Here is a 25,804-nt window from a genome sequence, read left to right as displayed (position 1 = left end):
TAGCATTCATACGGTAAAGCCTACTATATCACACTGTATCCGTAATTTAAAACAGTATATTTGGTTCATCTCATCAAGCTTATTTTGAACCATATTTACTGACAACGAATGCAAACAATTCAACTACTGTTAAAAAACCTGTTTTGGAGATTTTTACTATTATTCATCCTATTCTATATTGTTCCATATGATTTAGGATATTCCATCACAGATAAAGCTTCTGAACTCACTATTTGGGATACACCAATCATGTGGATTGGAGAAACATTTTATAATTGGGAATTTCAGCTAGATCGTTTGTATAAAGGATATGATTCCAAATTTGAATTTTGCAGATACATCTTTGTATTCTTTGTAGCCACAATCGGAACGTTGCTTTGGCTTCTTATTGATAAATTCCTTCAAAAAGAATACACTAACAAGCTAAAAATCATCACACAAACAATTCTCCGTTACCACTTAGGGCTTACATTGATTAACTATGGACTCGCTAAAATTTTCATGTTACAGTTTGGTACTATTGGAATTGATACGATGGAGCAAACCATAGGTGGATTGACAGGAATGACCTTTATGAGTCATTTTTACAGTTATTCGCAAATTGTCATACCATTTTCTGGTTGGCTAGAATTTATAGGTGGAATTTTATTACTATTTAGAAGAACTACCTTTTTGGGCGCAATACTACTTATTATTGTCATGGGGAATGTAGTATTAATGAATTGGGATTTTGGTTTTACAGTAACAATGTATGCTACTTTGCTATTTTGTTTACTATTGATGCTTATCAGCACACAACTAAAAAGCTTACTTAATTATGTAGTGTTAAACAAAACAACACAATCAGAAGCATACAAACCATTAGTAAACAGTAAAAAGATTCGAATCATTTTTAAAGTAGCTTTAATAAGTTTGGTTGGATACTTTTACATTCAAGAATACAGCGATAAAATAACCGAATACAAAACAAATAGATATGCTTGGTTTACGAACTTACAAACGGTAGAAACCTTTGTCGTCAACAACGATACTTTAGCTTCAACAACGAGTAAAAACAAATCCGAAGCGTGGAAAAAGATCACTTTTAATGGTTTTTCTTCATATCCTGAATCTTTCGAAGTTATTACAGAAAAAGGAAGTTACGAACGCTTTAAATTTGAAATTGACTCTACTACAAAAATCATTCGTTATCGACCGTTTTTTGATAAAACACAAGATTGGAGTGAGTTAAAATACAAAAAGACAGACAAACGCAAATATACTTTTGAAGGTATTTATAAAAAAGATACCATTTCTGTAACTACAAAAGCCAAATATCTAAATGATTATATTTTAATGTATTACAGAGGAAAATTACTCTTTGATGATTACTAAAAGGTTCGCTAAAAAAGAGTGAAGCTTCCAAAAGTCCTGATAATATTTATATATTTGAATTTCATCAATGATCAAACCATATGAACAATTCATTGCTATTCTTTGTATGCTCAATTGGCGTATTTAATGGATTCATAGCAAGTATATACTTTTTATTTTTCAGTAAGCAAAAACGTGTTCAAAATTTCTTTTTTGGCTTATTGCTGTTGTTTTTATGTATTCGAATTGGAAAGTCTGTTTACACAATTTTCACTCCGCGAGAAGAGCGTAATCTTTGGATTCTACAAATTGGTTTATCTGCCTGTTTTTTAATTGGAGCTTCAGTCTTTTTCTATGTAAAATCTTCCATTGAAAATAGAAAAACAATTTCAAAATCATGGAAAATTCACGGAACATTGCTGTTATTGGTCATTTTAAGTACTGGAATTATCATACCATATCCATATTACAAAGAGCTTTGGGCAAACTATGTCGTGCAATGCATTTATGTAGTTTGGGGAATCTATCTGGCACTTTCCATTTATCTTTTAAAAGACATTATAAAGAAATATTTTCAAAAAGATATTCGTTGTACGACTTCTGAAATTTGGCTACTTATTCTAGTATTGGCAAATGTGCTCATTTTTACAGCATACATGATCGGTTATTTCTTTTTATACTATGTGGGAACAATTACGTTTTCAGTGGTTTTTTATGCACTATTAATTTTTCTAATATCTAAAAAGAATCGAGATACAATTTTTCAAAATATTCCAGAAAAGTATCAGGCGAAAAAAATTGAAAAATCGGAAGAAGATGAATTAATTTCAGCGCTAAAAGATGCAATGAAAGCACATCAATTTCACAAAAACACCAACATAAAACTAAACGATATTGCCAAGGTTTTACACATTTCTTCTCATAAATTATCACAATTATTAAATGATAATCTTGGAAAAAACTTTGCATTGTTTATAAATGAGTATCGAGTAGCAGAAGCAAAGCAATTATTACAAGAAAACAATCAATTCACCTTAGAATCCATTGGTTTCGAAGCTGGTTTTAGTTCAAAATCAACATTTTACGCAACCTTTAAAAAATTAGTTGGAAAAACACCTGCAGCCTTTAAAAAAGAACTACAGTAGTCTGAATTTGTACAATTTTATAATTCTGGACACTTGAATTATAAACAATCACTCCATTTATAAGCTGTTTTTAGATGTTTGATCAAATCAAAAAAATCAAACACATGAAACAGTACATTTTTATCTTTATTTCGCTTTGTGCGATACAACTTTCTACAGCACAATCTGAACATGCTTCGGTAGAAAAAACTCTGCAAAAATACATGCATGGAAGTTCCTATAATGAATTGGAAATGCTCGTAAGTGCGTTCACAGAAAATGCTACTTTATATCTTACAGGAAGAGATGGCAATTTTAAGCGTTACACTCCTAAAGAATATGCAGGTTTTTTTAAAAATAAAGAAAAAGGTGCGTTCAACGGTCGTGACGCAAAAGTACTGTCTGTTGAAATCATCAATGATATTGCTATGGCAAAAGTAGAAATTGCAGGACCAAAGCGTAGTTGGGTATATATCGATTTATTTCTCTTGAAAAAGATTGAAAAAGAATGGAAAATTATTAGTAAAACAGCGACTCGAACAGAAGACAATTCGAAGCAATAATTCATCGAAAAAAATCAGAAAACAATCAAAAATAAACAGATGAGATATATCCTTGGATTCCTTTGTTTGTGTAGTTTTATGAAAAGTTTCGCACAAAACAATACAATACCATTTATAGAGACAACAATTACCATTGATGGACAGTTTGATGAAGCTGTTTGGCAACAAGTATCTGAACACACAGGATTTTACAACTATTTGCCTACAGATATTGGATTAGCGAAAAATCAAACTTCTGTAAAACTTTTTCATAATGGCGAATATTTATATGTTCGTGCAATTTACAATGACACTACAACAGAAACTCGTGTAAACACCTTAAAAAGAGATGTTTCAATAGCTTTTAGTGATGCTTTTATTATGGTTTTAGACACACAAAATCAAGAGCAAAACGGATATCTATTTGCCATAAATTCTCTTGGAAATCAAACAGATGGACTTATTGGTCGTGTAAATAGTGGCTATAATCTCAATTTTAGTTGGAACGCTATTTGGGAATCAAAAGCAGTATTAAACGAAAACAAAAAACAATACGAACTGGCGATTCCGTTGAAAGCTTTAAACTTCAACAAACAAAATCCTGTATTTGGTGTTCAATTTTATGTAAGAGATATTAAAAATAATTCTTGGACAATCTTGAAGAATGTAAAACGAAACTATGCCAATTTAGACCTTCGATTTACAGAAAAATTCACCGTTGAAAATCTACCCGACATTACAACTTCTCGTTTTGTATTAACGCCTTCCATCACAACAAATTATCAAGAAAACGTAGCAACTAAGAATAATGAAACCTCATTTACACCTAGTATAGATTTGCAATACAATGTGACATCTTCTTTAAAGTTAGATGCTACAATCAATCCAGATTTTTCTCAAATCGATGTAGATCAACAAGTAACAAATTTGACACGTTTTGCGATATTTTTTCCAGAACGAAGAAATTTTTTCTTAGAAAATGCAGATCTATTTTCAAACTTAGGTGTCGATGGTGTAAATCCGTTCTATTCCAGAAGAATAGGAGCTGAAAGTGATATTCAATTTGGATTAAAACTCTCTGGAAATATCGCACCAAAAACGAGAATTGGTGTATTAAATGTGCAAACAGATCAAGAAAACGATATTGCTTCGCAAAACTTTACGGCGCTAGTTGGAGAACAACAATTATCTAAAAATTTTACAGCGACAGGATATTTGATTAATAGACAACAAACAGATCAATTTGAGTTCATAAATGATTACAATCGCGTTACAGGAATCAATTTAAATTACAAATCAGATAACAACAAATGGATTGGAATTGCCAATGTCGGGAAAAGTTTTAACGACGAATTTAATGATAAAAACAATTTCTATAATCTTGGAATTTGGTATAATCAACGTGGTTTAGAATGGAATGCAGGTATCAAAAAAGTGGAGAAGAACTATTTGACAGATGTTGGTTTTACACCGCGTTTATTTAATTATGATGCGATTAATGATGTTGTGGTTCGTGAAGGATATACGCAAGCGAATGCAGGTTTAGAATATGAAAAGTTTTACGAAAATTCAACGTCTTTAAATTCGATTCGTTATCTAAATTACAGTAATAACACGTATTTTGATGAAACGGGAAATTTTAGTCAATCATCACATTTTTTAAATTCTGCGATATTTTTTAAGGATTTATCGGCTGTGTACTATGTATTATTTTATGATGATATCGATTTGAAATATGGTTTTGATCCATTAGGAAATGGTAATTCATTGCTTCCAGACCGTTATCGTTTTGGGCTTTTAAAAGTTGGTTACAATTCTGCAAATAATCAGCGTTTTAGGTATCGTGTCAATGTACAAAAAGGAACTTATTACAGCGGAAAACGTACTACAGCAGGAGCATATTTAAATTATCAATTATTACCATTTGCCAATTTAGAACTGACCTATGATGTGAATCATATCAATCTAAATGAATTAGGCGAAGAAACTTTTCATTTAGCACGCTTTACAAGTGAAATTTTCTTTTCAAATCGTTTAAACTGGACAACGTATATACAATACAATACGCAACAAGATAACTTTAACATTAACAGTCGATTGCAATGGGAATACAAGCCTTTATCCTATATTTATTTTGTGATTTCTGATAATTTCACACAAAATTTAGCACGTAAAGATTGGGGAATGGCGTTTAAAATGAACTATCGATTTGATTTCTAAACATTCATACTTTTGATATCATTATTCACTACAATTTCCATCAATAATGTTTTGTAGTGTTGGATTAAATTGATTGTCTAATACATTAAAAACAGGCAATTCAGGATTGTCTACCAAAGCTGTTTGTAAAGAACAATAATTTGTCAGCATGGTATTTCCAGAAACAAAAAGTCCGTCTTCAAGTGCTGATAAGCGTTCTAAAGCAGCTAATGACGTTAGGTTTGGATTATCAACTATATTCAAGTTAGAAATACCGACAATAGTTTCTAAACCTGCTAAAGAAGTTAATCCTGAATTGTTAATTGTAACTAAATGCAATGATTGTAATGAAATACTACCAAATGCTTCAATAGAAGTCAAAGATGGATTATTAAACAACGAAATTACGCCGCCATTCAATACAACTTGCCCAATGACAAATGAATTTCCAGAAATTGTTTTCAATCGATCTAATCCTTCTAAAGAAGTGATGTTTTCATTATTATTCATGATAAAGCCAGCAACAACTGATAAACTTGACAAACCATCTAAAGAAGTTAACATCGGATTATTTTGAATTTCAATTTGTTGTGTGACGTTAATAATTGTTTGTAAAGGAGTCAAATCTGTAATATCAGAAGGAACTGGTGTATGATCATCAGACGCACGATCTCCGATACTTAAAAAACCATCAATCACATTATAACCTTGTGCGCCAATGGCATCAACATCAGCTTGTGACTTTAAAATAATATTTCCTTGATGTACAATTAGTGGCAAAGGCTGCACGTCATTATCAGAAGTACAACTCCCAAATAAAATGAGAGACCAAATAAAAGAGTAAACTATTTTTTTCATAGACAAATAATGTAATTGTTTAGTAGATGTGACATTCGCAAAATGGTTGCGTTTATGAACTTAAAAATCACTTTTTTTAACAATTCATAGATACAAATTTCAACAGATTTGTGATAAAACAAACATCGTTAAAAGAGGTTTAAAATTATCATTTAAAAATGAAAACAAGATCGTACATTTGCAACTTTATCATTTGTACATGAAGCCAAAATCGTCAAAAATTCTCATCATTCTAGCATTTTTTGCCATTTATATTATTTGGGGAAGTACCTATTTATGGAATAAAATTGCTGTTACTGAACTGCCGGCATTTTTTTTGGCTTCGTTCAGATTTCTATGTGCAAGTACCTTAATATTTGCTATTGCGATAATTTCAGGTAAAAAGTTAAGTATTACCAAATCACAATTCAAAAATTCTGTATTTGTTGCCTTTTTATTCATGGTTTCTGGTAATGGACTTTTTGTATGGGCTTTGAAATATGTTGATAGCGGTTTTGCTGCTTTATTAGCTTCTACACAACCATTATTTGTATTACTATTAATGCGTTTTATTGATCATAAAAAAATGAAACCTAAGTCTATTATTGGTGTAGCTTTGGGAATTTTTGGAATGTATTTATTGGTCAGTCAGCGTGAGTTGGTAACAAATGGTGATACACTCATTGGAGTTTTACTCATTTTTACATGTGTAATTGGCTGGAGTTACGCGAGTGTATTTGTTTCGAAAGCTGATTTACCTAAAAATCATTTAATCAGTACTGGATATCAAATGGCAATTGCTTGTGTGATGCTATCCATTGTAAGTTTTGTGATAGGAGAGGAATGGAGTTCTCCGCTAAACTGGAGTACAAATGTACAATGGTCTATGTTTCTACTGATCATTTTGGGAAGTTTGGTCGCCTTTACTGCGTTCAATTATTTACTAAAAGAAGTTTCTACTGAAAAAGTAGCTACATCTTCATATGTAAATCCTGTGGTAGCATTGCTTTTGGGTTGGTATGTATTAGATGAACAATTAACTACACAGTCTTTAATAGCCGCTTCAATATTATTAATAGGCGTGTATTTTATCACTTCTAAAAAGTAATTCTGACAACATTAATTAGGAAATAAGTTGAAATTTAATTTCTATACTTTCCAAGAAAATTTTATCGTTGTTCCTTCATCTTTTTCAGATTCAACTGTGATGATTCCACGATTTTCAGAGATGATCTTTTTTACAATCGATAAGCCAATTCCTGTACTTTCAATTTCTGTATCAAGATTTAACTGACTAAACATTTCAAAGATTTTTTTATGATATTTGGTTTCTATTCCTGGTCCGTTATCACGAATAGAAAATATAAATTCATCATCATCTTTTATAAAAGAAACATCAATAATAGCATGCTCTTTGTCGTTATGCTTGATAGCATTCGAAATTAAATTTTGAAAAACATGATCTAACTCTATTTTATTAGCATAAATTTCAGCGTCTTGCTTGGGAAGATGGATCGTATGCTTCTTTTGAGTGTTGATTACATTGACAATTTCGCTCAATAAAGCATTAATACTGAACGTTTCTTTGCGTTTTTGCCCTTTCGTCACTTTAGAATATTCTAAAAGTCCATTAATCATTGCATACATTTTGGAAGCTCTATCTTTAAGCGCTTGAAAATGATGCTGTACTTCTTCATTTTGAGCTGTATCAAGTTCTTCTTCAATAAAAGAAACTAACGTATGCATTGCTACCAAAGGAGCTTTTAAATCGTGAGAAACAATATGATTAAAATTATCTAACTCTGCATTTGTTTTCTCTAGATGATGTAAATTTTCTTTTAATTCTAGGTTTACCTTAGAAAGTTCATTTGATTTTAATGAAATCTCTTTCTTCTGTTCAAGAGCAAATTCTTTCGCTTTTTCTAGTTCACGGAATGAATCCGAAAAGCGTGTCATTAACAACATAGAAAGCAATATAAATGTAAAAATATAGCCAAAGTTTACATATACGATTGCATTGACATTCTCGCCTAAAAATAGAAAGATATGTGCTGTAAATACTATAGAACCTAGCAACATACTTACTAAAAGCAAAATTGATTTTTGACGTTCGCCAGTTATGATTGCTCTAATGATTACATAAAATACATAGATCAAATTGACAATCATTGAGATAAAAAATGGCATTATTATCTTTGTAAAGTATGGTCTTGGTAGAAAAATAACGAGCAAAGCCAGTATATAAAAACCATACACGAGTATTTTAGAATATATTTTATGTGTAAAGTCAATGAAAATAGTATTAAAAAATAGGCTCGCCATAAGTCCGGCTAAAAATAATGACACATATTCAATCTTCGTCAACATGATCCAACTTACTGATTCAAAGAGTTCTGCAAAAGGTGCGTATCGATCACTTAACGCCATGTAGGCAAGAGAAATACAGAGAATGGCAAAATGGAGTACAGCACGATCTTTATTCCAATAAAATAAAAAGAATAGTAAAAAGAATAGTCCTATAAAGCTCAGACTACCAATAAAAATCATATCTGCCACAATTCGTTTTGACTTTTTTGCTTGAAGATATTTACTTGATGCAATTAACAAAGGTTTACTAATTCCGCCTTTACTGTGATAAAAGTTGGCGACTTGTATTACAATCTCGAACTCTGTTTCATGATCATCTAAGGAAACTAATTGTGAATAACGTCTGTGAAGTGTTGTTTTTCTTGAAGTTCCTACCTGTCCAATTTCATCAATAAATTTCCCGTTAATCCATAATTTAGAAGCAGCATATGCGGCAGGAATGTACAAGGAAACATTAGGACGTTCTTCAGGAATCGACACTTTTAATCGATAGGTAGCATATCCAAAAGATGGTAATTTTTCAGTTTCTGTAAGCTTAAAATTTGTCCAATTACTTAACGAAACCTTTTTGTACTCTTGTGTTGTAAAATTTCCTGGTGTTATGAGTTGATTCCAATAAAATTCCCAATCATTTTCAAGAACAACTTCATTATCTTCATAAAAATCAACACTTTGTATCTCAGAAACTTGAATTTCTCTTGATTGTGTAGAAGCAAATACACTCGGAATTGCATATAGGAAGAAGACTAAACAGCATACAAATTGTATGTTTTGTTTAGCAGAAAGCCATTTATCAATCAGAAGAATACTTTTGAATAAATTCATATTATAAAAAACCAAAATAGGTAATATATATGACTTTCAAAAATTTAGCGTTGTTTGATGTGTTTATGAAAGTAAGAATCATCATTAAAAACAAAAACCTGAACAAATTTAGAATTGCTCAGGTTTAATATTATTTTTTTGATTAAAGTTAAAGAACTATTCTTCTTCGGTAGCAAGTATATCGGCTAGTTCTAAGTCTTCATCCATATCAGTACGTACTGGCACAGAATCTTTCAATTCCATAAATCTTTTTAAATGTTTTGTATTTTCTTCTTCACCAGTAAAATAAGGAAATACATCCATGATTGGAGATTCTGAAATCGCCGGAATTGTATATTCTGCCATCGTATCTTTCATCGCACTCATTGTGTTTTCATACGCTTCTTTGACATCATTTCCTTGAATTAATAAATACTGATTCGTTTTACGTTCTTTTCCACTTTCTTCATCAAACGCAATCAAAGAAACTTTACACTTAAACCATCTGTCTGAATTCTCAAACGGATGTATTTCTGCATAGTTTGCGACTTTAATATTAGTAATTTTGATTTCTTCGCCTTCTCTTAAATACGCTGCCATTTCTTCCGTGATTCTACTTTCAGCTTCTGTATACGAAATAGCATCTACCAAAAACGGTTCTGTTTTTAGTTTTTGTTCACCTGTAACTTCATCTAGTTTTCTATACTTTACTTTGCATTCATACCAAGTTGCGCTCATAATCTTTTTTGTTTTAAGGATGCCAAATATAAAATTTCCTTTCAGGTGAAAACCTTAAAAACAAGAATAAATATTCACAATTTAAAGCCTTAAAATGCAGTTATTTTAATATGAGGAAGTTAGTGCTAAAAATGCTTTTAAAAACGATATCCAATTCGCAACGAAGCATCGAATGAAAAATGAACATTTCCGCTATTGCTTTTGTCAAAACCAAGTCCGCCACCAATTCCGACTTCATAATTAAAATGTTTCCCAATATTTCTTCTCATTCCCCAAGTAGTAACGGCTAACACATGCGAGAGATCGGATTCTCTAGCTGCTTTGGTACTATGAAGATGATATCGAGTTTTTAGTGAGATATAATCTCCGCTATTTCCATCAATTCTTTTTCCTTTCTCTAAACGATTTTTCAAATTGTAATACAAACGAGGTTCAAAAGTGAATGTAGGTCGTATATTGTTTGAATTTGGACCTGCCAAACCGATTTCACTACGAAAGGCAATCTGATTTGTAATTTTAAATTCATTGTGTATCCATACACCTAACAATCCGGTTTGAATACCGAAAACTGATTTTTCTACAGATGCTTCTTTTGTATCTGTATTTTGAGAAAATCCGATATAAGAACTCATTAGGAATAAGGTTGCAAAAACTACTTTTGTCATTTTTATATTTTTTTGATTCATGTCGTAAAAGTAGAGTTGTCAAAAAAATAAAAGACTGATTTTGCTAGGGAAGAAGTGCTTAAACGTTGCTAGTTTACGAATCAGGACGTTTTTGAAGCTTTCTGTAAGCTCCTGGCGACATTCCTAAGCTTGTATTAAATGTTTTGTAAAAAGCACTCTTGGATTTAAAACCAGCTTCCATACCAATTGCTTCTACAGAATATTTATTAAACATAGAATCATGAAGTAGATTTTTGGCAGATTCCACACGATATGTATTTACAAATTGAATTACACTTTTATCCGTTTCTTGATTTATAATTTTTGATAGATATCCTTCACTAATATTTAACCGATTGGCTAAATCTAACCTGCTTAAGAGTGGATTTTTATACAATTCTTCTTCTTGCATCAAACGATACAATTCTGTTAATACTTTTGATGCTCTATTGTGATCTACTTTTTTAGGTGTTTGCAGATTTACCTTCATTTTCTTTGCTACTAAATATCTGTGAATTTCCTCTTTTTGGATGATTAACTGTAATTTAAATACTCCATAGTATAAAATCCACCATGAAAAAAAGGAAAGTGTCATCAACAACAAAGCTGTAAAATATTCTGATTCAAAAAGGTAAAACTCTACACTTGATATAAACCACATGATCATTATGAAAATAAAGAAAAAGTTTAATCGTAATAACCAGTGTTTTTTATCACTTGAAACAGACGATTTCTTTATAAGATTTCTTCCCCAAAAGATTAAAAATAGATTAAAAACAAAGGAAGAATTATCCAAGAAAAGCAATACTAAATCATCTAAATTTAGATCATAAAAAAAAACAAGAGTTTCTATCACCAAGGAACATACAAAAGGTAGATACAACCATTTATACCAATTTTTTGTAAGCAATACATTTTCAATCTGAATTAAAAAATATGTAAATAATGTAACTGCAAATACATATTCTAATGTTGGGTTGTTTAAAAATTCTAAAATAGTATCTTCTATACCAATACTTCCCAATAATGTGAAGCTAGTAAGCAGAAATAATGCTAAAGAAAGGTAATTATTTGCCCGACTTTTATAAAAAGATATGGTGACTAATGAGATACTTATAAAATATCCTACTATTGCGCTAGCAAGAATGGCAACATTTAATATGGCTATACTCAATCTTTAGAGGAGTTAGTTAGGTTTTGTATTTAATCTGTCTTTTTTAAAGATGCAATGATAACGACAGTAATTATAAAATATTTCGTTCTGTATGAAATCTGTAGCAATACTATCAAGTAGCATTTCTAAAAAACAAGCGTGTAAATATATCTACTTTTCTTTCTTTTCTAAAAAAGTGATTGCTAAAAGTTTCTTAATGAAATTGGTGTTGGGTTACTTTTTACAAAAACGATGTCTACGTTTCGTAAATTAGAAATATAGTAGGAAAGTGGAATGATTCAGAATTTAAGTGAGCATTTTATACTTTAGCTAAAGCTTCCAATTTTTTAAAAACAACAACCTTATACATAGCACTTACAGGCACTTTTTTGTCTTCAATTGCTACATTGGTTTTGCTCACTTTTGAAACTCTACTTAAATTGGCAATGTATGATTTATGTGTACGTTGGAAGTTTTCTGATAATAATGTAGTGATATTAATGAGTGTTTCAGAGATCAGGTACATTCTAGAATCGGTAAATATTTTTAAATAATTTCCAAAACTCTGAATGTATAAAATCGAATTAAAAGAAACATTAACTGGCATGCCATCATGCTTTATTTGAAGTTCTTCTGTAACAGTATTTTTTTTAGTCTCTATTATGTTTGAAGCTGAAACTTTGTTGATTGCTTTTAAAAAGCGTTCAAGCTTTATAGGTTTCAATAAATAATCTACAACACCGTAATTATAACTTTCTAATGCATACTCAGAATAAGCAGTAGTTAAAATAACTTTTGGTGGTTTTATCATAGAACGTAAAACTTCCATACCATTAAGTTCAGGCATTTCGATATCAAGAAAAATAAGTCCAATTTCATTTTGCTGCGTAAAATTGATAAATTCGATTGGATTTCCTGTGCTGATAACTAATTCGAAGTTGTCTATTTTAGAACAATAATCTTCTAACACTTTACGTGCAAGTGCTTCATCATCAACAATACCAACTTTAATCATTACTTTATTTTAATATTTTAAACTTGTTAAATCAATAGCTAAATTTACACGATATAGCTGCTCTTTATCGTCAATTTCTAATACATGTGAATCAAGATGTAATAGATTTAAACGTCTTCTTACGTTTTCAAGTCCCATTCCTTTTCTGTTCGATTCAGAAACCATAGAAGGTTTTGAATTAACTACACAAAAATGAAGCGTAGTATTCTTTATGGAGGCAGAAATATCAATAGTACTTTGTTCATTCGTACTTTGAGCTCCATGTTTAACAGCATTCTCTACAAAAGGAATGAGTAACATTGGTGCTATTCTTAAACCTATTAAATCGCCTTCAATTAAAAACTCAACAGTACAACGTTTACTTAGTCTTTTTTCTTCAAGTAACAAATAATTTTCAATAAATTCAAGCTCTTCTTTTAATAGAACAGTGTCTTTTTTAGAACTCTCCAATTGATACCTCATTAACTCAGAGAGTTGCATTACAAGATCTGGAGTTTCTGGCGATTGCTGTCTAGCCAACGCATAAATACTATTCAATGAATTAAACAAAAAATGAGGATTTACCTGTTCTTTTAAATAAGTAAGCTCCATCTCTTTTTGCAACTTTTCTTTCTCATCATTTTCCTTTTGGATAAGTATATTTCTCCTTACGAAAAAAACAGCCATACCAGCTCCAGTTGTATAGAGCAGAAAGAAGGATATTTTAGAAGTACCAGACCAATTATTTGTTTTTAAATAAGAAAAAATAATTATGCTTCCTATTAGTAGTATTATATATACAAAATATCGTTTCTTATCTAAAAAAAACGGAATAAGGACAAAATGATTTACCCAAATAAAGCCCATAATCATAAAAGTATAATCAAGTCCATGTAGGTAAAAAGAATAATCAGTTTCAAAATTATCTTTAAAAAACAAATTACTCAATGTTTCGAGTACAAAAACCAATAAAAAGGCTCCTATATTAAGGAGAATAGTATGCTTCAATGATTTCTTAATCATACACTCTTTTATTAAAAAAATAAAGATACCATCTATAAATACAAATCACCATAAATTCTTTACAAAAGCAAGATATCAATGACGAAATAGTTTCATCATTTAATTGTTGTGTTTGTCATCTTTAAGATTGTAAACATAGGTTATGCTATATCTTTAGTCAACATAAAATAAGAAAATTATGAAACATAATATCACAGTCTTCTTAATCATCATTCTTTTTCTATCCTGTAAAAACGAATCCAATAAAGATGTTGATGCATTGAGTAGTATAAGTCCAAAATATGAAACCTATAATTATTCTGGATTTACAAAAGAAGAGATCTACGGATTCCATAAGCGCATTTATGATGGCGGCAATTGGACCGAATACGGCGATTTGGAACGATACTTTTATTTAAACTTCTCAGAGATAAAGAAACACTCACGTATATTGAGAGCTGATACACCAAAAATTCTTGAGGAGACACCAAGAGATGATGTCAAATATTTTATTACTTCAACCGATTTAAAAAAGGGTGGAGGACTATCATTAAACGACTATGTACAGCAAGTTGAAGTTAATGGGTTAATTATTATTCATAAAGGTAAAATCGTTTTTGAAGGGTATCCAAGAATGTTTCCAACCGATTTACATATTAATATGTTAATTACCCAAGTTTTTGTAAGTACTTCAGTAGCTATTTTGGAGGATAGAGGTTTAATTGATACTAGTAAACCTATTGATTATTACTTTGATGACCTTAAAGGTTCAGGTTGGGACGGTGTTCCAGTAATCGATATTCTTTCCATGAGTTCTGGTATTGATCGTGCTCCATTGGAGACCTATGAAGCAAGCTTTGACCCAATTAAAGATTTAGTTCTTGCAAAATCTAGTAGACCTTCCGGAGCAAAATACCAATTTAGTAATGCAGATGCTATGCTATTAACATTGCTAGTTGAAAAGGTTAGTGGGCTTACCTTTCGTGATTTTGTAGAACAGGAAATTTGGAAAAAAATAGGAGCTGAACATAGCGCTCTTTTAGCGTTCAATACTAACGGAACGTCGATTTCATATACTGATGGCATGTCAACAACACTTAGAGACCTTGCCAGATTTGGTCTTGCTTTTACGCCTAGCGGTAGAAAGAGCACCAATCCATTAATTTCTGATGCACATTTATTTAAAATTCGAGATGTCAATAAAAATCTTAAAGTAAAGTCGCGACAAACTGGAGATACCATATGTAGCAGTTATCAATGGGGAGCCGTTTATGATGATGGCGATTTATATAAAGGAGCACATGGAGGGCAAGGACTTTATATATCACCTTCTAGGGATTTGGTTATTGCCTATTTCGGAACTGCCAATATTGATCGCGAAAGGAATCAACTTAATATTATATCGAGACAACTTTCTAAATCTGGATTGTTTGATCTTAAATAAAATGATCTGTAAAGCAAAGGCAAATTATATACTAACATCTACAACTTAAATAAGAAGACAACTATGAGAGTAATTAAATTATTACTATTAATCACTATTTTTTCAAATACAGCTTTTGCTCAGGAAAATAGTGTGAAAGAATTCATGTCTGATAAAGAAGGATCTTCCCTAGAATTGCCACAAATTCGAGTGATCCCCATAAAAGACACGAAGACAGAGCGAAACTATGAACTGTACATAGAACTGCCAGAAGATTATGCAGAGAATACACATAAAACCTATCCTGTCCTTTATTATACAGATGCTAAGTGGCATCTTGAAATACTATCTTCCTGCCAAGAATTTATCCTTGAAGATGTTATTCTAGTTGGAATTTCTCATCAATTGGACATTAATGAAGACCTAAAAAAAGAAGTAGGAGCGCATGTAAGTCGATTCAGAGATTACAGCTTTCGTAAATTAAATAACCCTAAAGCCCAAGCAAAATACCAATTTGGGCAAGGAGCTAAACATTTAGATTTTATTCGCGATGATGTAATTACCTATGTTGAGAAGACCTATCGAACCGATCCAAACAGTCGTACGTATTTTGGATATTCAATGGGTGGTGAATTTGGCGCTTATATATTATTGACTAAACCGGATACCTTTCACAATTACATTCTTGGCAGTCCATCGATCAAAAATGAAGTTTCGTATCTAACTGAACTTAATACAAAATTCGGACCTTACAAGGCGTCAAATAAAAAAAGTAGTCTCAAAGCAAATGTTTTTATTTCATATGGTTCATTAGAAAAAGACATGGTTAAACCTATCGAGGAATTTGTGAGTGTATTAAAAAATAGAAGAGATGACGGTTTATCTGTACTAAGAGAAGTGATTAAAGGTGAACATCAAACGGCATTTCCTATGACAGCAGTTCGAAGTGTCGCTTGGTTGTCATCCATAATGAATCATGTTTCAAGTTATAACGATGAAATTTCATTCTGGGATATTCCGCATCTTAACAATGCATTTGTCAGTACAACACCAGAAGATAGAAAAGACGGAATATTAGTTGATACATTATCGGTAAGTAACAGTGACCAAAAGGCAATTCTAAAGCTTTCTCAAGAGGTTTTTGATGGAAAACATGGGAACTATGATGCCTTACTCATTTCGCACAAAAACAAATTGGTTTTCGAATCTTATTATAAAAAAGGGCGTATCAACTTGCCACATGGACAAGCATCAGCAGTAAAAGCGTATACAAGTTTGGTTTTAGGAAGAGCCATTCAAATGGGGTATTTATCCATGGAAGACCTAGATAAACCTTTAATTAGCTTTCTAAAAGATGTTAATCCTAAAAAAATGACAAAAGGTGCTGAAAACATCACACTTCATAAAGCATTGACTATGCATGGAGGATTGACTATAGATAGAGAGAAATGGAAAGAATTTGAGAAAGATTCTGTTCGATTAAAAGGTCAAGGACTAGTACAAACATTACTTGAACAAAGTGCTCCTATAACCAACGAGTCTCAAACGTATTTGTATGGTAATTTCAACCCTATGTTAGTGATGACGGTTATTGATGCTGTTGTCCCTGGAACTGCAGAAAATTTCATTAAAACTGAACTGTTAGACAAACTCGGAATCACAAATTATAAATGGTCGACTCATATCAGTGGTTTACCAGAAGCAGGATGGCGTGTAAATATAATGTCTCGCGACATGATCAAATTGGGTAATTTGGTTCTCAACAACGGAAAATTAAACGGCGAACAGCTTATTTCTGCTGCTTATCTTGCTAAAGCTACTAGTGGCATTGTGAAACCAACTCAGGATTGGATGCCCAAAGACTATCGTTACGGCTATTTTTGGTATCAAACACTCGTAAAGGTAAATAATAAAAATTATGATGTCAGATTTGCTTGGGGCGGTGGCGAACAACGTGTAATAGTAATCGAAGAACTTGATTTAACCATTGTAATTTCTGGTCATGATGGAGAAGATAAACTCATGACTCAGATTTCTAAAATCATTATACCTGCATTTGTTAAAGATAAAATCTAATTAATCAAGAATTATAACTACATACACCTAAATTATTAAAAATAAAGCTATTATTAAATCACTTCAGTTTTAAACTAAAAAATTAGTTATAACTAAATATTTAGTTATATTTGTTTCAAACTGATTTTTTATGAAACAAATAGCAATTATTATCTCTTTATTTTTTGTGTCGCAATTAATGGCTCAATCAGTCACAAGTAAGTATTATAAGCATTTAATATTTCGAGAAACACCATATTCAAAAACAGAAGGAAGGATACAATTAACCAAAAACGAAAGTAAAAACACCAATCACTTCAAATTAGATTATGATGTTTCTAATAGGCTAATTCTTATTGAATATTTATACAAAGATAATCTTATCGAACTGAATAGAAGTGGTATTCTTGATGGGAAAAGAGCTTTAGCTTCTAAAACGAAAATTGAATACAAAACTAATTTAGAAATAAGAACATTTTATGATGTAGAGAACAAAGCTACTACCAATGGAATGGGAGTTTATAAAGAAGTGTATTCGTATGATAAAAAAGGAAAAAGAATAAGCTTAAAATTTTATGATAAAAATGATGAACCAATAAATAATAGTTGGGGAATATTTCAATACAAATGGAAACATATAGATAATAAATCTATACTAGAAACAAGAAGAAATATCGGTGGTATCAATGTATCTATGCGTCCTTATTATAAATTTTATAATGTATTGTACAAATTCAATGATAATGGAATCTTATTGTCCATGAATAATGTTGATGAAAAACTAAAGTTGATAAATGATGAATCAGGAATAGCTACAGATAAAGCAGTTTATGATGAGTATCATAATTTAGTGAGTTTCAAATTTTATAATGCAGAAAACAAACCTGTTATCGGTTCATTTTTAGGAACAGCTGGTGGATTTGTGACGTATGATGATAGTGGAAATTGCTTAAAATATGCGACAATTGATCTAGATGGAAATTTTAAAGTTGATAAAAGGAGTAACAGTGCGTATTCAAAATATAAGTTTGATCGTAGTGGTAATTTAATTGAACGTAGTAATTATGATATAAATAACAAAATACTAACGAGAAGAGGCGTTACACTTGTAAAATATATTTACAATCAAGAGAATCCAATAGCGCTATTAAAAACAGAATTCTATCATACAGAACCTACAACTATTGCTAATGATTCTATCCTTGAAAAGAAAAATATAAAGATTAGCAAAGAGAAATTGGTAGAAGATTTTAATCAATTAATTGAAACATTAAAACAACATCCTTCACCATTTGAATTTATAGAAAAAGTATCTTATGACAATTTAGTAAACGCACAAAGAGATAAGCTCAAAGATTCAATGACAATCAAAGAGTTTTATCAAATAGTTTCACCAATCGTAGCAAGTTTAGGCTGTTTACATACACGTTTAGTTGATAATCGATTCTTCAGAACACCGTATAAATATTGGTTGCCAATACTAGTTTGGTTTGAAGAAGATAAAATGTATGCCGTTAATAACTGTGTTGAAAATACAGAAATGACAGTTGGTTCTGAAATAGTAGAAATTAACGGAATATCAGCAAAAAAAATATACAATACTTTAAAAACAACAATTTCTGCAGATGCTTTTAATCAAAGTTTTTATAGAGGAGATTTGAATGTCAACTTTTTATATTACTATCATAGTTATTATGGGTTTCATCCAGAATATATAATCAAATTTAAGCCTCACAATTCTAACAAAATAATTACTACATCATTTCTTATTGATGAACCAGCTCCCAATTATAAAGTAGCACTAAATAATACCCCAAGATTAAGCTTAACGATTAAAAAAGAACAGAAAACGGCTATCATCAAGATTAAAAATTTCAGTTATTTCCCAAAAGGTAAAGAGAACATCGATTTTTTTAAGGAAAAAATAGATAGCTATATGAAAAAAATAAAGGATGAAAACATATCTAAATTGGCATTTGATTTAAGAGGAAATAGAGGTGGAAATCCAGCATGTGCCAAACATATACTATCATATATTATTGATAAAGAAATTAATTATTATGAAGATAATGATTTAAATAAAAGACGAAATAGACCCATAACTATAAAACCCAAAACAACACATAATAGTAGTGATCTTAAGATATATATACTAACAAATGGTCGTTCTGCATCAGCAACCGCACAAATGCTAGCCGTTATAAAACATAATAAATTAGCTACTATAATAGGAGAAGAATCAGGAGGAACTTATAGTACACATCCAGGTAGAGTAGTAAAGCCTTTAAAAAACACAAAATTAACTTTACAATTAGGTACAGAAAGAGAATCTGTAAATGTTCCGGATTTAGACTTAACTAAAGGGATAATTCCTGATAAAAAAATAATAACAAAATTAGATGACATAATAGGTAACAATGACCTGCTATTAAACTATATATTCAATAATTAAGTTGGTTTAAATTATTAGAGATAGGAACTGTCTATTTAGTAAACAAATGGAGTTGAATATAATTTTGATTATGAATAGACTATAAAAGAGAATTTAAGTAACTTGGTGTTTTATCTAATATTTAAACAAAATACGTTAAATGTCTTATTCTCAGAATCTTTTAGAATTTATTGATCAAAGTTCAACTTCATTCCATGCTGTAGAAAATTTAAAAAATGAATTATTTAAACAAAATTATACAGAATTAAAAGAAGAAGCCAATTGGTCGTTAGAAGAAGAAGGAAAGTATTTTGTAACAAGAGCCGAAGGATCAATTATTATATTCAAAACACCTAAGAAATGGACAAGTGACTATGCATATTCAATTATTGGAGCGCATACAGATTCACCATGTCTAAGAATAAAAAATAATCCTATTTCAACAAAGGAAGGCTATCAATTATTAAATATTGAAATATACGGTGGCGTATTATTAACGAGTTGGTTTGATAAAGACCTCTATTTTGGTGGGCGAATAATTATTGAAAATGAAAATGGTCAATTAGAACAAAAAATAATTAAAATTGAAAAGAGGTTACGTATACCTCGTTTGGCAATACACTTAGATAGAGCAGTAAACAAGGAAGGATTTAAACCAAATCCTCAAATGCATATGTTTCCTATTATTGGGCTCGATAAAGATTTAATATTTGAAGATTGGATTAAAAAAGAAATTGGACTTTCTGGAAGGATACTCAGCTGGGATTTATTTTTGTTTGATGCTGAAAAATCGAGTTTAGGAGGTATTAATAAAGAGTTTATTTTTGCGCCTAGACTAGATAATTTGGCCAGTGTTCATGCTTCATTTGAAGCTTTAAAAACAACTGATTCTGAAAATGATAATATACAAATGGCTGTATATTTTCAGCATGAAGAAATCGGTTCTGAATCGCAAAATGGAGCTAATTCTAACTTTTTAGAAGCTACTTTAAAACGTATTCATCGTCATATCTCATCAAACGAAGAAACCTATTTTCAAACCATGGCGCGTTCATTCTTTATATCTGCTGATATGGCACATGCTGTACATCCAAATTATTCTGATAAGCATGATAGCAATCACAAACCACAAATTGGTGCTGGACCAGTTATAAAAAGTAATGCTAATATGCGTTATGCCACCGATGCTTTTTCAATAGCAAAGTTTAAGCAATGGTGTACTAAGGCAAATATTCCTTTTCAAGATTTTTGTAGCCGTAACGATATTGGCTGTGGATCTACCATTGGACCTATGACTGCTGCTAAAATTGGTATTCCAACAATAGATGTTGGAAACCCAATGCTATCTATGCATAGTATTAGAGAAATGTGTGGTGTTAAAGATCATGATGCGATTATAAAAGTATTTACTGAATTTTACAAAAGCTAAACACTGAAGTAAGAATACCAGTCAAAATTTCTCAAGTTGTTTTAAAACATCTTTTTTATAAGATCTACTAATTGGCAATGCTTCTTTATTAATTGTAATATATTCGTTTGTAAAGGATTGAATGTAATGTATAGAAATAATATAGGAGCGATGAATACGCAAAAAAAACTGTTTTGGTAGTTTTGCCTCTATAGCACTTATCGTTTCTCTAGTGACTATTGTGTGGTTTTCTATATGTATTTTAAGGTAATCACTATAACTTTCAATGTATAGAATTGAGTTATAATCAACTTTAATCATTTTACGCTCTGATCGTACAAACATAAAATCTGAAATCTCATCAAAAGATAGTTTTGGAGTCGTTACATTTCCGTAGATATCATAATATCTATCCAATGCATTTTTTAATCTATCAAATGAAATAGGTTTTAATAAATAATCAACAGCTTTAAGTTCAAATCCTTCTACAGCGTAATCTCTGTATGCGGTTGTGAAAATAACTTTGATATCGCTATTAATAGATTTTGCAAATGAAATTCCTGATATTTCTGGCATATTTATATCTAAAAACACCAAATCAATTTGTTGATTACTAATGTAGTTAAACGCTTCTAAAGCGTTACTACAACTTGCAACTACATTAATATTATAAAGTTTAGACAAATGAGTAGCTATAATTTCTCTAGCTACAGATTCATCATCAATAATCAAACAAGAAATAGTTGAAGTATTAGGCATTTTGTGTTGTTTTTAATTTTAAAGATACTTCAAAGTCGTTTTTATTTTCAGTTATAGATAGTTCATGTTTATTTGGATACAATAATTCTAATCGCTTCTTAATATTTTCTAATCCAATACCATGTTGAGATGATGTGTTTTGAGAATTAGAATTCTTTATTCTAAAGTATACCTTTTCAAAATCTGTAATAATCTGAATATCAATCTTTAAAACACCATTTTTAATACTACCATGTTTGAAGCTGTTTTCTATAAATGGAAGTAATAACATAGGAGCAATGGTTGTATGTTTTGATGCAAGTTGCTCATTCATTGTGACTTCCAAAGTATTGTTAAAACGCATTTTTTCTAAATCAATATAATCTTTAATATGCGCTATCTCTTCGGTAATTAAGACTAAAGGTTTTTCGGTTTGATATAATAAATAATCTAATAAATTAGAGAGTTTCAATATCATGTCTGGCGCTTGTTCTGCTTTTTTAAGTGCTAAACCGTACATTGTATTTAAGGTGTTAAATAAAAAATGCGGATGGATTTGCATTTTAAGATACCTCAGTTCTTGTTCCTTTAATTTTAGTTGTGCTTCTAATATTTTTGCTTCTAACTTAGCGTTATTCGTTGATTGTTTTAGATTTAATTTCAATAACTTAAAAGCACTAACAACAATTACAACTAAACAAATACTAGTAATTATAAAAATACTGCTTTTACTTAAAACAGTCATTTTTTCAAATTTAAAATTGGTTAAAAATGCCAAGGCAAAAAAGATTGAAAAAATAGCTCCAAAAACTAAAATGATTAACATGTAAAAACTATACAATCCGAATAAAAAATACCGTTTTGTAATTAAATAATCAGGTAGTAATTTGTATATCGAAACATATGTAGCGCCAATAGTAACAGGCATTAAAAAGAAAGAAAAGTAAACAACATTCATATCAAAAGTATTACCAACGCCAAAAATAGAGGTGAAGAACACCAAAATGAAACTCCAAAACAAAATATGACGTAGTGTACGTTTCAACGGTTTTGTTATGTGCGGTTTTATCTTCACTTTTATCTAATAATGCTACAAAATAGCGCATTTTTTGTTTCTAATATTGTTTTTAAGACGAATAACAGGTTTAGCACGAGTTTTAACAATTCTGTTGAATCGCTTCTTAAAATGGTTGTTAGTCGCATTACTTACTTTTGAAACAAATTTCATCTTAAGTTTGAATAATTATAAACTCTAAAACTTCTTAACAATGGGATTATTAAATCAAGGCGGACTAGTGATGTATATCATTTTAGTACTATTATTACTGTCATTATTCTTTATTACAAAAGCTTTTTTAAGCAAAACAAAAGACGAAATACATTCAAAAAAAATGATTGGCTTAGCTATAGATTCAAGTTTATTATCACTAGTTATTGGATGTTTGGGTTCAATATTAGGAATTATAAAACTATTTAATATGGCTCAAGTGCTTGGAGAAGTAAGACCAGATCTTTTTTCGGCAGAATTAAAAGGATCTTTACTAACCATCACGTTTGGGCTGTTTTCATTTGTAATAGGAAGATTAGGAATTTTAATCTACAAATGGAGTTTAAAATCTGCTCTTAACAAATAATACAAAGTGTATGAAATTAAAATTACTTTGCACATGAATATAGCGAACTAGCCAATTAGTTCGCTTTTATATTTCTAATGTATTAATAAGAATAATATAAAAGAATTCAATTATTTATTTATTTTTAGGACATGAATCTAATCGCTCAACCTAAATATATACTCATTCTCATAAGTCTTTTTGTTTTTAATTTGTCAAATGCGCAACAAAGCAGAAAAGAATTATTGGCAAAGATAAAAACTTACAAAGTTGTTGATACCTTATCAGTATCACAAAAAATAGACTTTTATAACCAAGAAATTAGACAAGGTAGAGCAACTAACAATGATGAACAGTGTGCATATACCTATTTTAATAAAGGTTTTTTTCTGTATCGATTAAAAACAGATGTAGACACTACAAAACTCTGCTACGAAAAAGCAATATTATTTGCTAAAAAAAATAATGAAGATTTCTTATTAAGTATTTTATATGCCAGATATGGGAAATTTTTAGCCATACAAGAAGAAAACACGAAAGCATTACCATTTTGTGATTCTGCTATTGTTGCTTCAAAAAAGGTAAAGTATGACTATGCTACATTTGAGGGACATTTTACAAAATCTCGTATAAATATCGCTTTGGGACATTACGATCGATCGCTTCAAAACATACATAAAGCACAAGAATATGCTGTAGATTCTCGTGATAGTGTATCCGCCATAAAACGTCTAGCCGCAGTATATTATTACAATAAAGATTATCAAAAAGCTGAAACATACAACAAACAAGTTATTGATTATTTACTTCTCCGAAAAACAAGACGTGATTCCGCATTTGCCTTGCAGTCTATGGGAAATTTAGCAGATTTATATGATCAGATGGATTTGCAGGATAAACGAAAACTACAACTTGATAAAAGTGTAAAATATTTAGCATATGTGCCGAATGAAAAATACATGAAAGCTAATATTTACAAGCAACTAGCAGACTATCATTTAGAAGTATCTAATATAATAGACAGTAGCGCTCACTATTTAGCAATCATAGATAAAGAACTTCCTGAAATACATGAACTTGGTTTTTTAGCCAATGTCAACGAAACAAGAGGTACGCTTGCTTTTAAAAAAGGAGAATATGAAAAAGCAGTTACTTTTTTTAAAAAAACGTATGACTTTTATAAAAAAGCAAACCATTTGCAAAAAATTAGAGGGAACGCTTTTAATTTATCATCCTCTTTAGAAAAAGCGAATAAACCCAAAGAAGCCTTATATTATTTAAGAGAATTCCACAAGGCTAACGACAGTATTAACGATAAAAATAAAATTGAAAAATTCAAGGAAATTGAGTTAAACAATCAATTCCAAAAAGAAAAGTATGAAACAGCACTTGCGCATCAAAAAGATATTGCAGAAGAAAAAGAAGCAAAAAATTGGTTGATTTTTGGATTAATTGCCGTTTTAGGAATTTCTGGATTTGTCATATACTCATTCATTAGAAAAAAGAAACAAGCCAAAATTTTAGAAGAGAAAAACAGGATTATCAATAAGCAGCTTGATGAAAAACAATTGCTATTAAAAGAAATACATCATAGAGTAAAAAATAACTTTCAGATTGTTGCGAGTTTACTAGAGCTACAAAGTAAAGGTATTGAAGATCAGAAAGCTTTAGAATTGGCCAAAGAAGGAAAAAATAGAGTAAAATCGATGGCGTTAATTCATCAACGCTTGTATCAAAATGATGATTTATTAATAGAATTAGACGAGTATATACAAATGCTTGTTGAAGATATATCTAAAACCTATGGAAAAAAATCAACTACCAAAGTAACCTACAACATACCTAATTATAAATTTGATATAGATACCGCCATTCCTTTAGGGTTGATTATAAATGAATTAATTACGAATGCATACAAGTATGGTTTTACTAGTACAGAGCAACTATTAGACATTTCAATCAATAAAATCAACACGGAAGAGTATGTACTAGAAGTAAAAGATAATGGACTAGGATTGCCAAAAGAGTTTAATTTCAACAAGGCAAAAAGTTTAGGCTTACGTTTGGTACGACAATTAGCGAAACAATTACATGGAAAAACAATCTACACGAATGAAAATGGTTGTTCATTCAAGGTTAGTTTTAAAGATACTAATGCTAGAATGTTAGTAGAATAAGAATTTCTGAAGTAGCTTTTGTGTATTTCGGCATAGCTCCATATAAACTATAAAAAGCGTTGACAAATTATTGATTTGTAAGGATGTTTAATTATAAAACGACACAAAAGCAATTTTACATAATGACTTATTATAATTGTTGTTAAAATGTGTTATAATGTTCTCGCGTTATGTTACTTTA

General features: G+C 30.3%; 20 protein-coding genes. 11 read left to right on the top strand and 9 right to left on the bottom strand.

Features of this window, described 5'->3' with window-relative positions:
* The first annotated feature begins 108 nt into the window (after positions 1–108).
* The 4 genes from ACOQOS_RS03060 (at position 109) to ACOQOS_RS03045 (ending at position 5,239) form a co-directional block, all read left to right on the top strand.
* Positions 109–1,374: a DoxX family protein gene (locus ACOQOS_RS03060; RefSeq protein WP_420573492.1), complete on the top strand. Its 1,266-nt coding sequence runs from the start codon at positions 109–111 to the stop codon at positions 1,372–1,374.
* Between the two features lie 80 nt (positions 1,375–1,454).
* Positions 1,455–2,498 carry a helix-turn-helix domain-containing protein gene (locus ACOQOS_RS03055; RefSeq protein WP_420573491.1) on the top strand — a complete coding sequence of 348 codons (1,044 nt, stop codon included), beginning with the start codon at positions 1,455–1,457 and terminating at the stop codon, positions 2,496–2,498.
* A 104-nt stretch (positions 2,499–2,602) separates the two neighbouring features.
* Positions 2,603–3,040, top strand: coding sequence for a nuclear transport factor 2 family protein (locus tag ACOQOS_RS03050; RefSeq protein WP_420573490.1), 438 nt, complete (start codon positions 2,603–2,605; stop codon positions 3,038–3,040).
* Between the two features lie 39 nt (positions 3,041–3,079).
* Positions 3,080–5,239: a DUF5916 domain-containing protein gene (locus tag ACOQOS_RS03045; RefSeq protein ID WP_420573489.1), complete on the top strand. Its 2,160-nt coding sequence runs from the start codon at positions 3,080–3,082 to the stop codon at positions 5,237–5,239.
* 21 nt (positions 5,240–5,260) lie between these two features.
* On the opposite strand, the gene ACOQOS_RS03040 is transcribed toward ACOQOS_RS03045, so the two are convergent.
* Positions 5,261–6,076: a hypothetical protein gene (locus tag ACOQOS_RS03040; protein ID WP_420573488.1), complete on the bottom strand. Its 816-nt coding sequence runs from the start codon at positions 6,074–6,076 to the stop codon at positions 5,261–5,263.
* A gap of 199 nt (positions 6,077–6,275) precedes the next feature.
* Between ACOQOS_RS03040 and ACOQOS_RS03035 the strand changes: the two genes are divergently transcribed.
* On the top strand, positions 6,276–7,163 hold the full coding sequence (locus tag ACOQOS_RS03035; protein ID WP_420573487.1) for an EamA family transporter: 888 nt from the start codon (positions 6,276–6,278) through the stop codon (positions 7,161–7,163).
* 41 nt (positions 7,164–7,204) lie between these two features.
* On the opposite strand, the gene ACOQOS_RS03030 is transcribed toward ACOQOS_RS03035, so the two are convergent.
* The 6 genes from ACOQOS_RS03030 to ACOQOS_RS03005 form a co-directional block, all read right to left on the bottom strand.
* Positions 7,205–9,247 carry an ATP-binding protein gene (locus ACOQOS_RS03030; protein ID WP_420573486.1) on the bottom strand — a complete coding sequence of 681 codons (2,043 nt, stop codon included), beginning with the start codon at positions 9,245–9,247 and terminating at the stop codon, positions 7,205–7,207.
* 156 nt (positions 9,248–9,403) lie between these two features.
* Complete coding sequence (locus tag ACOQOS_RS03025) at positions 9,404–9,964, bottom strand: DUF4494 domain-containing protein (RefSeq protein ID WP_420573485.1); 561 nt, start codon at positions 9,962–9,964, stop codon at positions 9,404–9,406.
* 137 nt (positions 9,965–10,101) lie between these two features.
* On the bottom strand, positions 10,102–10,629 hold the full coding sequence (locus ACOQOS_RS03020; RefSeq protein WP_420573484.1) for a hypothetical protein: 528 nt from the start codon (positions 10,627–10,629) through the stop codon (positions 10,102–10,104).
* Between the two features lie 94 nt (positions 10,630–10,723).
* Entirely contained in the window at positions 10,724–11,803 is a 1,080-nt protein-coding gene (locus ACOQOS_RS03015; RefSeq protein WP_420573483.1) for a helix-turn-helix domain-containing protein, read from the bottom strand.
* Positions 11,804–12,101: 298 nt separating this feature from the next.
* Positions 12,102–12,797: a LytR/AlgR family response regulator transcription factor gene (locus tag ACOQOS_RS03010; protein ID WP_420573482.1), complete on the bottom strand. Its 696-nt coding sequence runs from the start codon at positions 12,795–12,797 to the stop codon at positions 12,102–12,104.
* 9 nt (positions 12,798–12,806) lie between these two features.
* Positions 12,807–13,799 carry a sensor histidine kinase gene (locus ACOQOS_RS03005; RefSeq protein ID WP_420573481.1) on the bottom strand — a complete coding sequence of 331 codons (993 nt, stop codon included), beginning with the start codon at positions 13,797–13,799 and terminating at the stop codon, positions 12,807–12,809.
* 178 nt (positions 13,800–13,977) lie between these two features.
* On the opposite strand from ACOQOS_RS03005, the gene ACOQOS_RS03000 reads away from it, so the two are divergent.
* The 4 genes from ACOQOS_RS03000 to ACOQOS_RS02985 all read left to right on the top strand — a co-directional run bounded on the left by ACOQOS_RS03000 (position 13,978) and on the right by ACOQOS_RS02985 (position 21,116).
* Positions 13,978–15,222: a serine hydrolase domain-containing protein gene (locus ACOQOS_RS03000; protein WP_420573480.1), complete on the top strand. Its 1,245-nt coding sequence runs from the start codon at positions 13,978–13,980 to the stop codon at positions 15,220–15,222.
* A 63-nt stretch (positions 15,223–15,285) separates the two neighbouring features.
* Positions 15,286–17,277, top strand: a complete 1,992-nt coding sequence (locus ACOQOS_RS02995) for an alpha/beta hydrolase-fold protein (protein ID WP_420573479.1) — start codon at positions 15,286–15,288, stop codon at positions 17,275–17,277.
* Positions 17,278–17,407: 130 nt separating this feature from the next.
* Complete coding sequence (locus ACOQOS_RS02990) at positions 17,408–19,708, top strand: S41 family peptidase (protein ID WP_420573478.1); 2,301 nt, start codon at positions 17,408–17,410, stop codon at positions 19,706–19,708.
* A gap of 139 nt (positions 19,709–19,847) precedes the next feature.
* Complete coding sequence (locus tag ACOQOS_RS02985; protein ID WP_420573477.1) at positions 19,848–21,116, top strand: M18 family aminopeptidase; 1,269 nt, start codon at positions 19,848–19,850, stop codon at positions 21,114–21,116.
* A gap of 21 nt (positions 21,117–21,137) precedes the next feature.
* On the opposite strand, the gene ACOQOS_RS02980 is transcribed toward ACOQOS_RS02985, so the two are convergent.
* Entirely contained in the window at positions 21,138–21,854 is a 717-nt protein-coding gene (locus ACOQOS_RS02980; protein ID WP_420573476.1) for a LytR/AlgR family response regulator transcription factor, read from the bottom strand.
* On the bottom strand, positions 21,847–22,659 hold the full coding sequence (locus ACOQOS_RS02975) for a sensor histidine kinase (RefSeq protein ID WP_420573475.1): 813 nt from the start codon (positions 22,657–22,659) through the stop codon (positions 21,847–21,849). The genes ACOQOS_RS02980 and ACOQOS_RS02975 overlap by 8 nt, the downstream gene beginning before the upstream one ends.
* Before the next feature lie 442 nt (positions 22,660–23,101).
* Here ACOQOS_RS02975 and ACOQOS_RS02970 point away from each other — a divergent pair, with 442 nt between their 5' ends.
* Together ACOQOS_RS02970 and ACOQOS_RS02965 are read left to right on the top strand one after the other, a co-directional pair.
* On the top strand, positions 23,102–23,467 hold the full coding sequence (locus ACOQOS_RS02970; protein WP_420573474.1) for a hypothetical protein: 366 nt from the start codon (positions 23,102–23,104) through the stop codon (positions 23,465–23,467).
* 131 nt (positions 23,468–23,598) lie between these two features.
* Positions 23,599–25,623 (top strand): tetratricopeptide repeat-containing sensor histidine kinase, encoded by a 2,025-nt coding sequence (locus ACOQOS_RS02965; RefSeq protein ID WP_420573473.1) that lies wholly within the window; start codon positions 23,599–23,601, stop codon positions 25,621–25,623.
* The last annotated feature ends 181 nt before the right edge of the window (positions 25,624–25,804 follow it).

Source organism: Kordia sp. (genome assembly GCF_965224175.1).
Lineage (GTDB): Bacteria > Bacteroidota > Bacteroidia > Flavobacteriales > Flavobacteriaceae > Kordia.
This window is presented reverse-complemented; position numbering and strand designations above follow the sequence as displayed.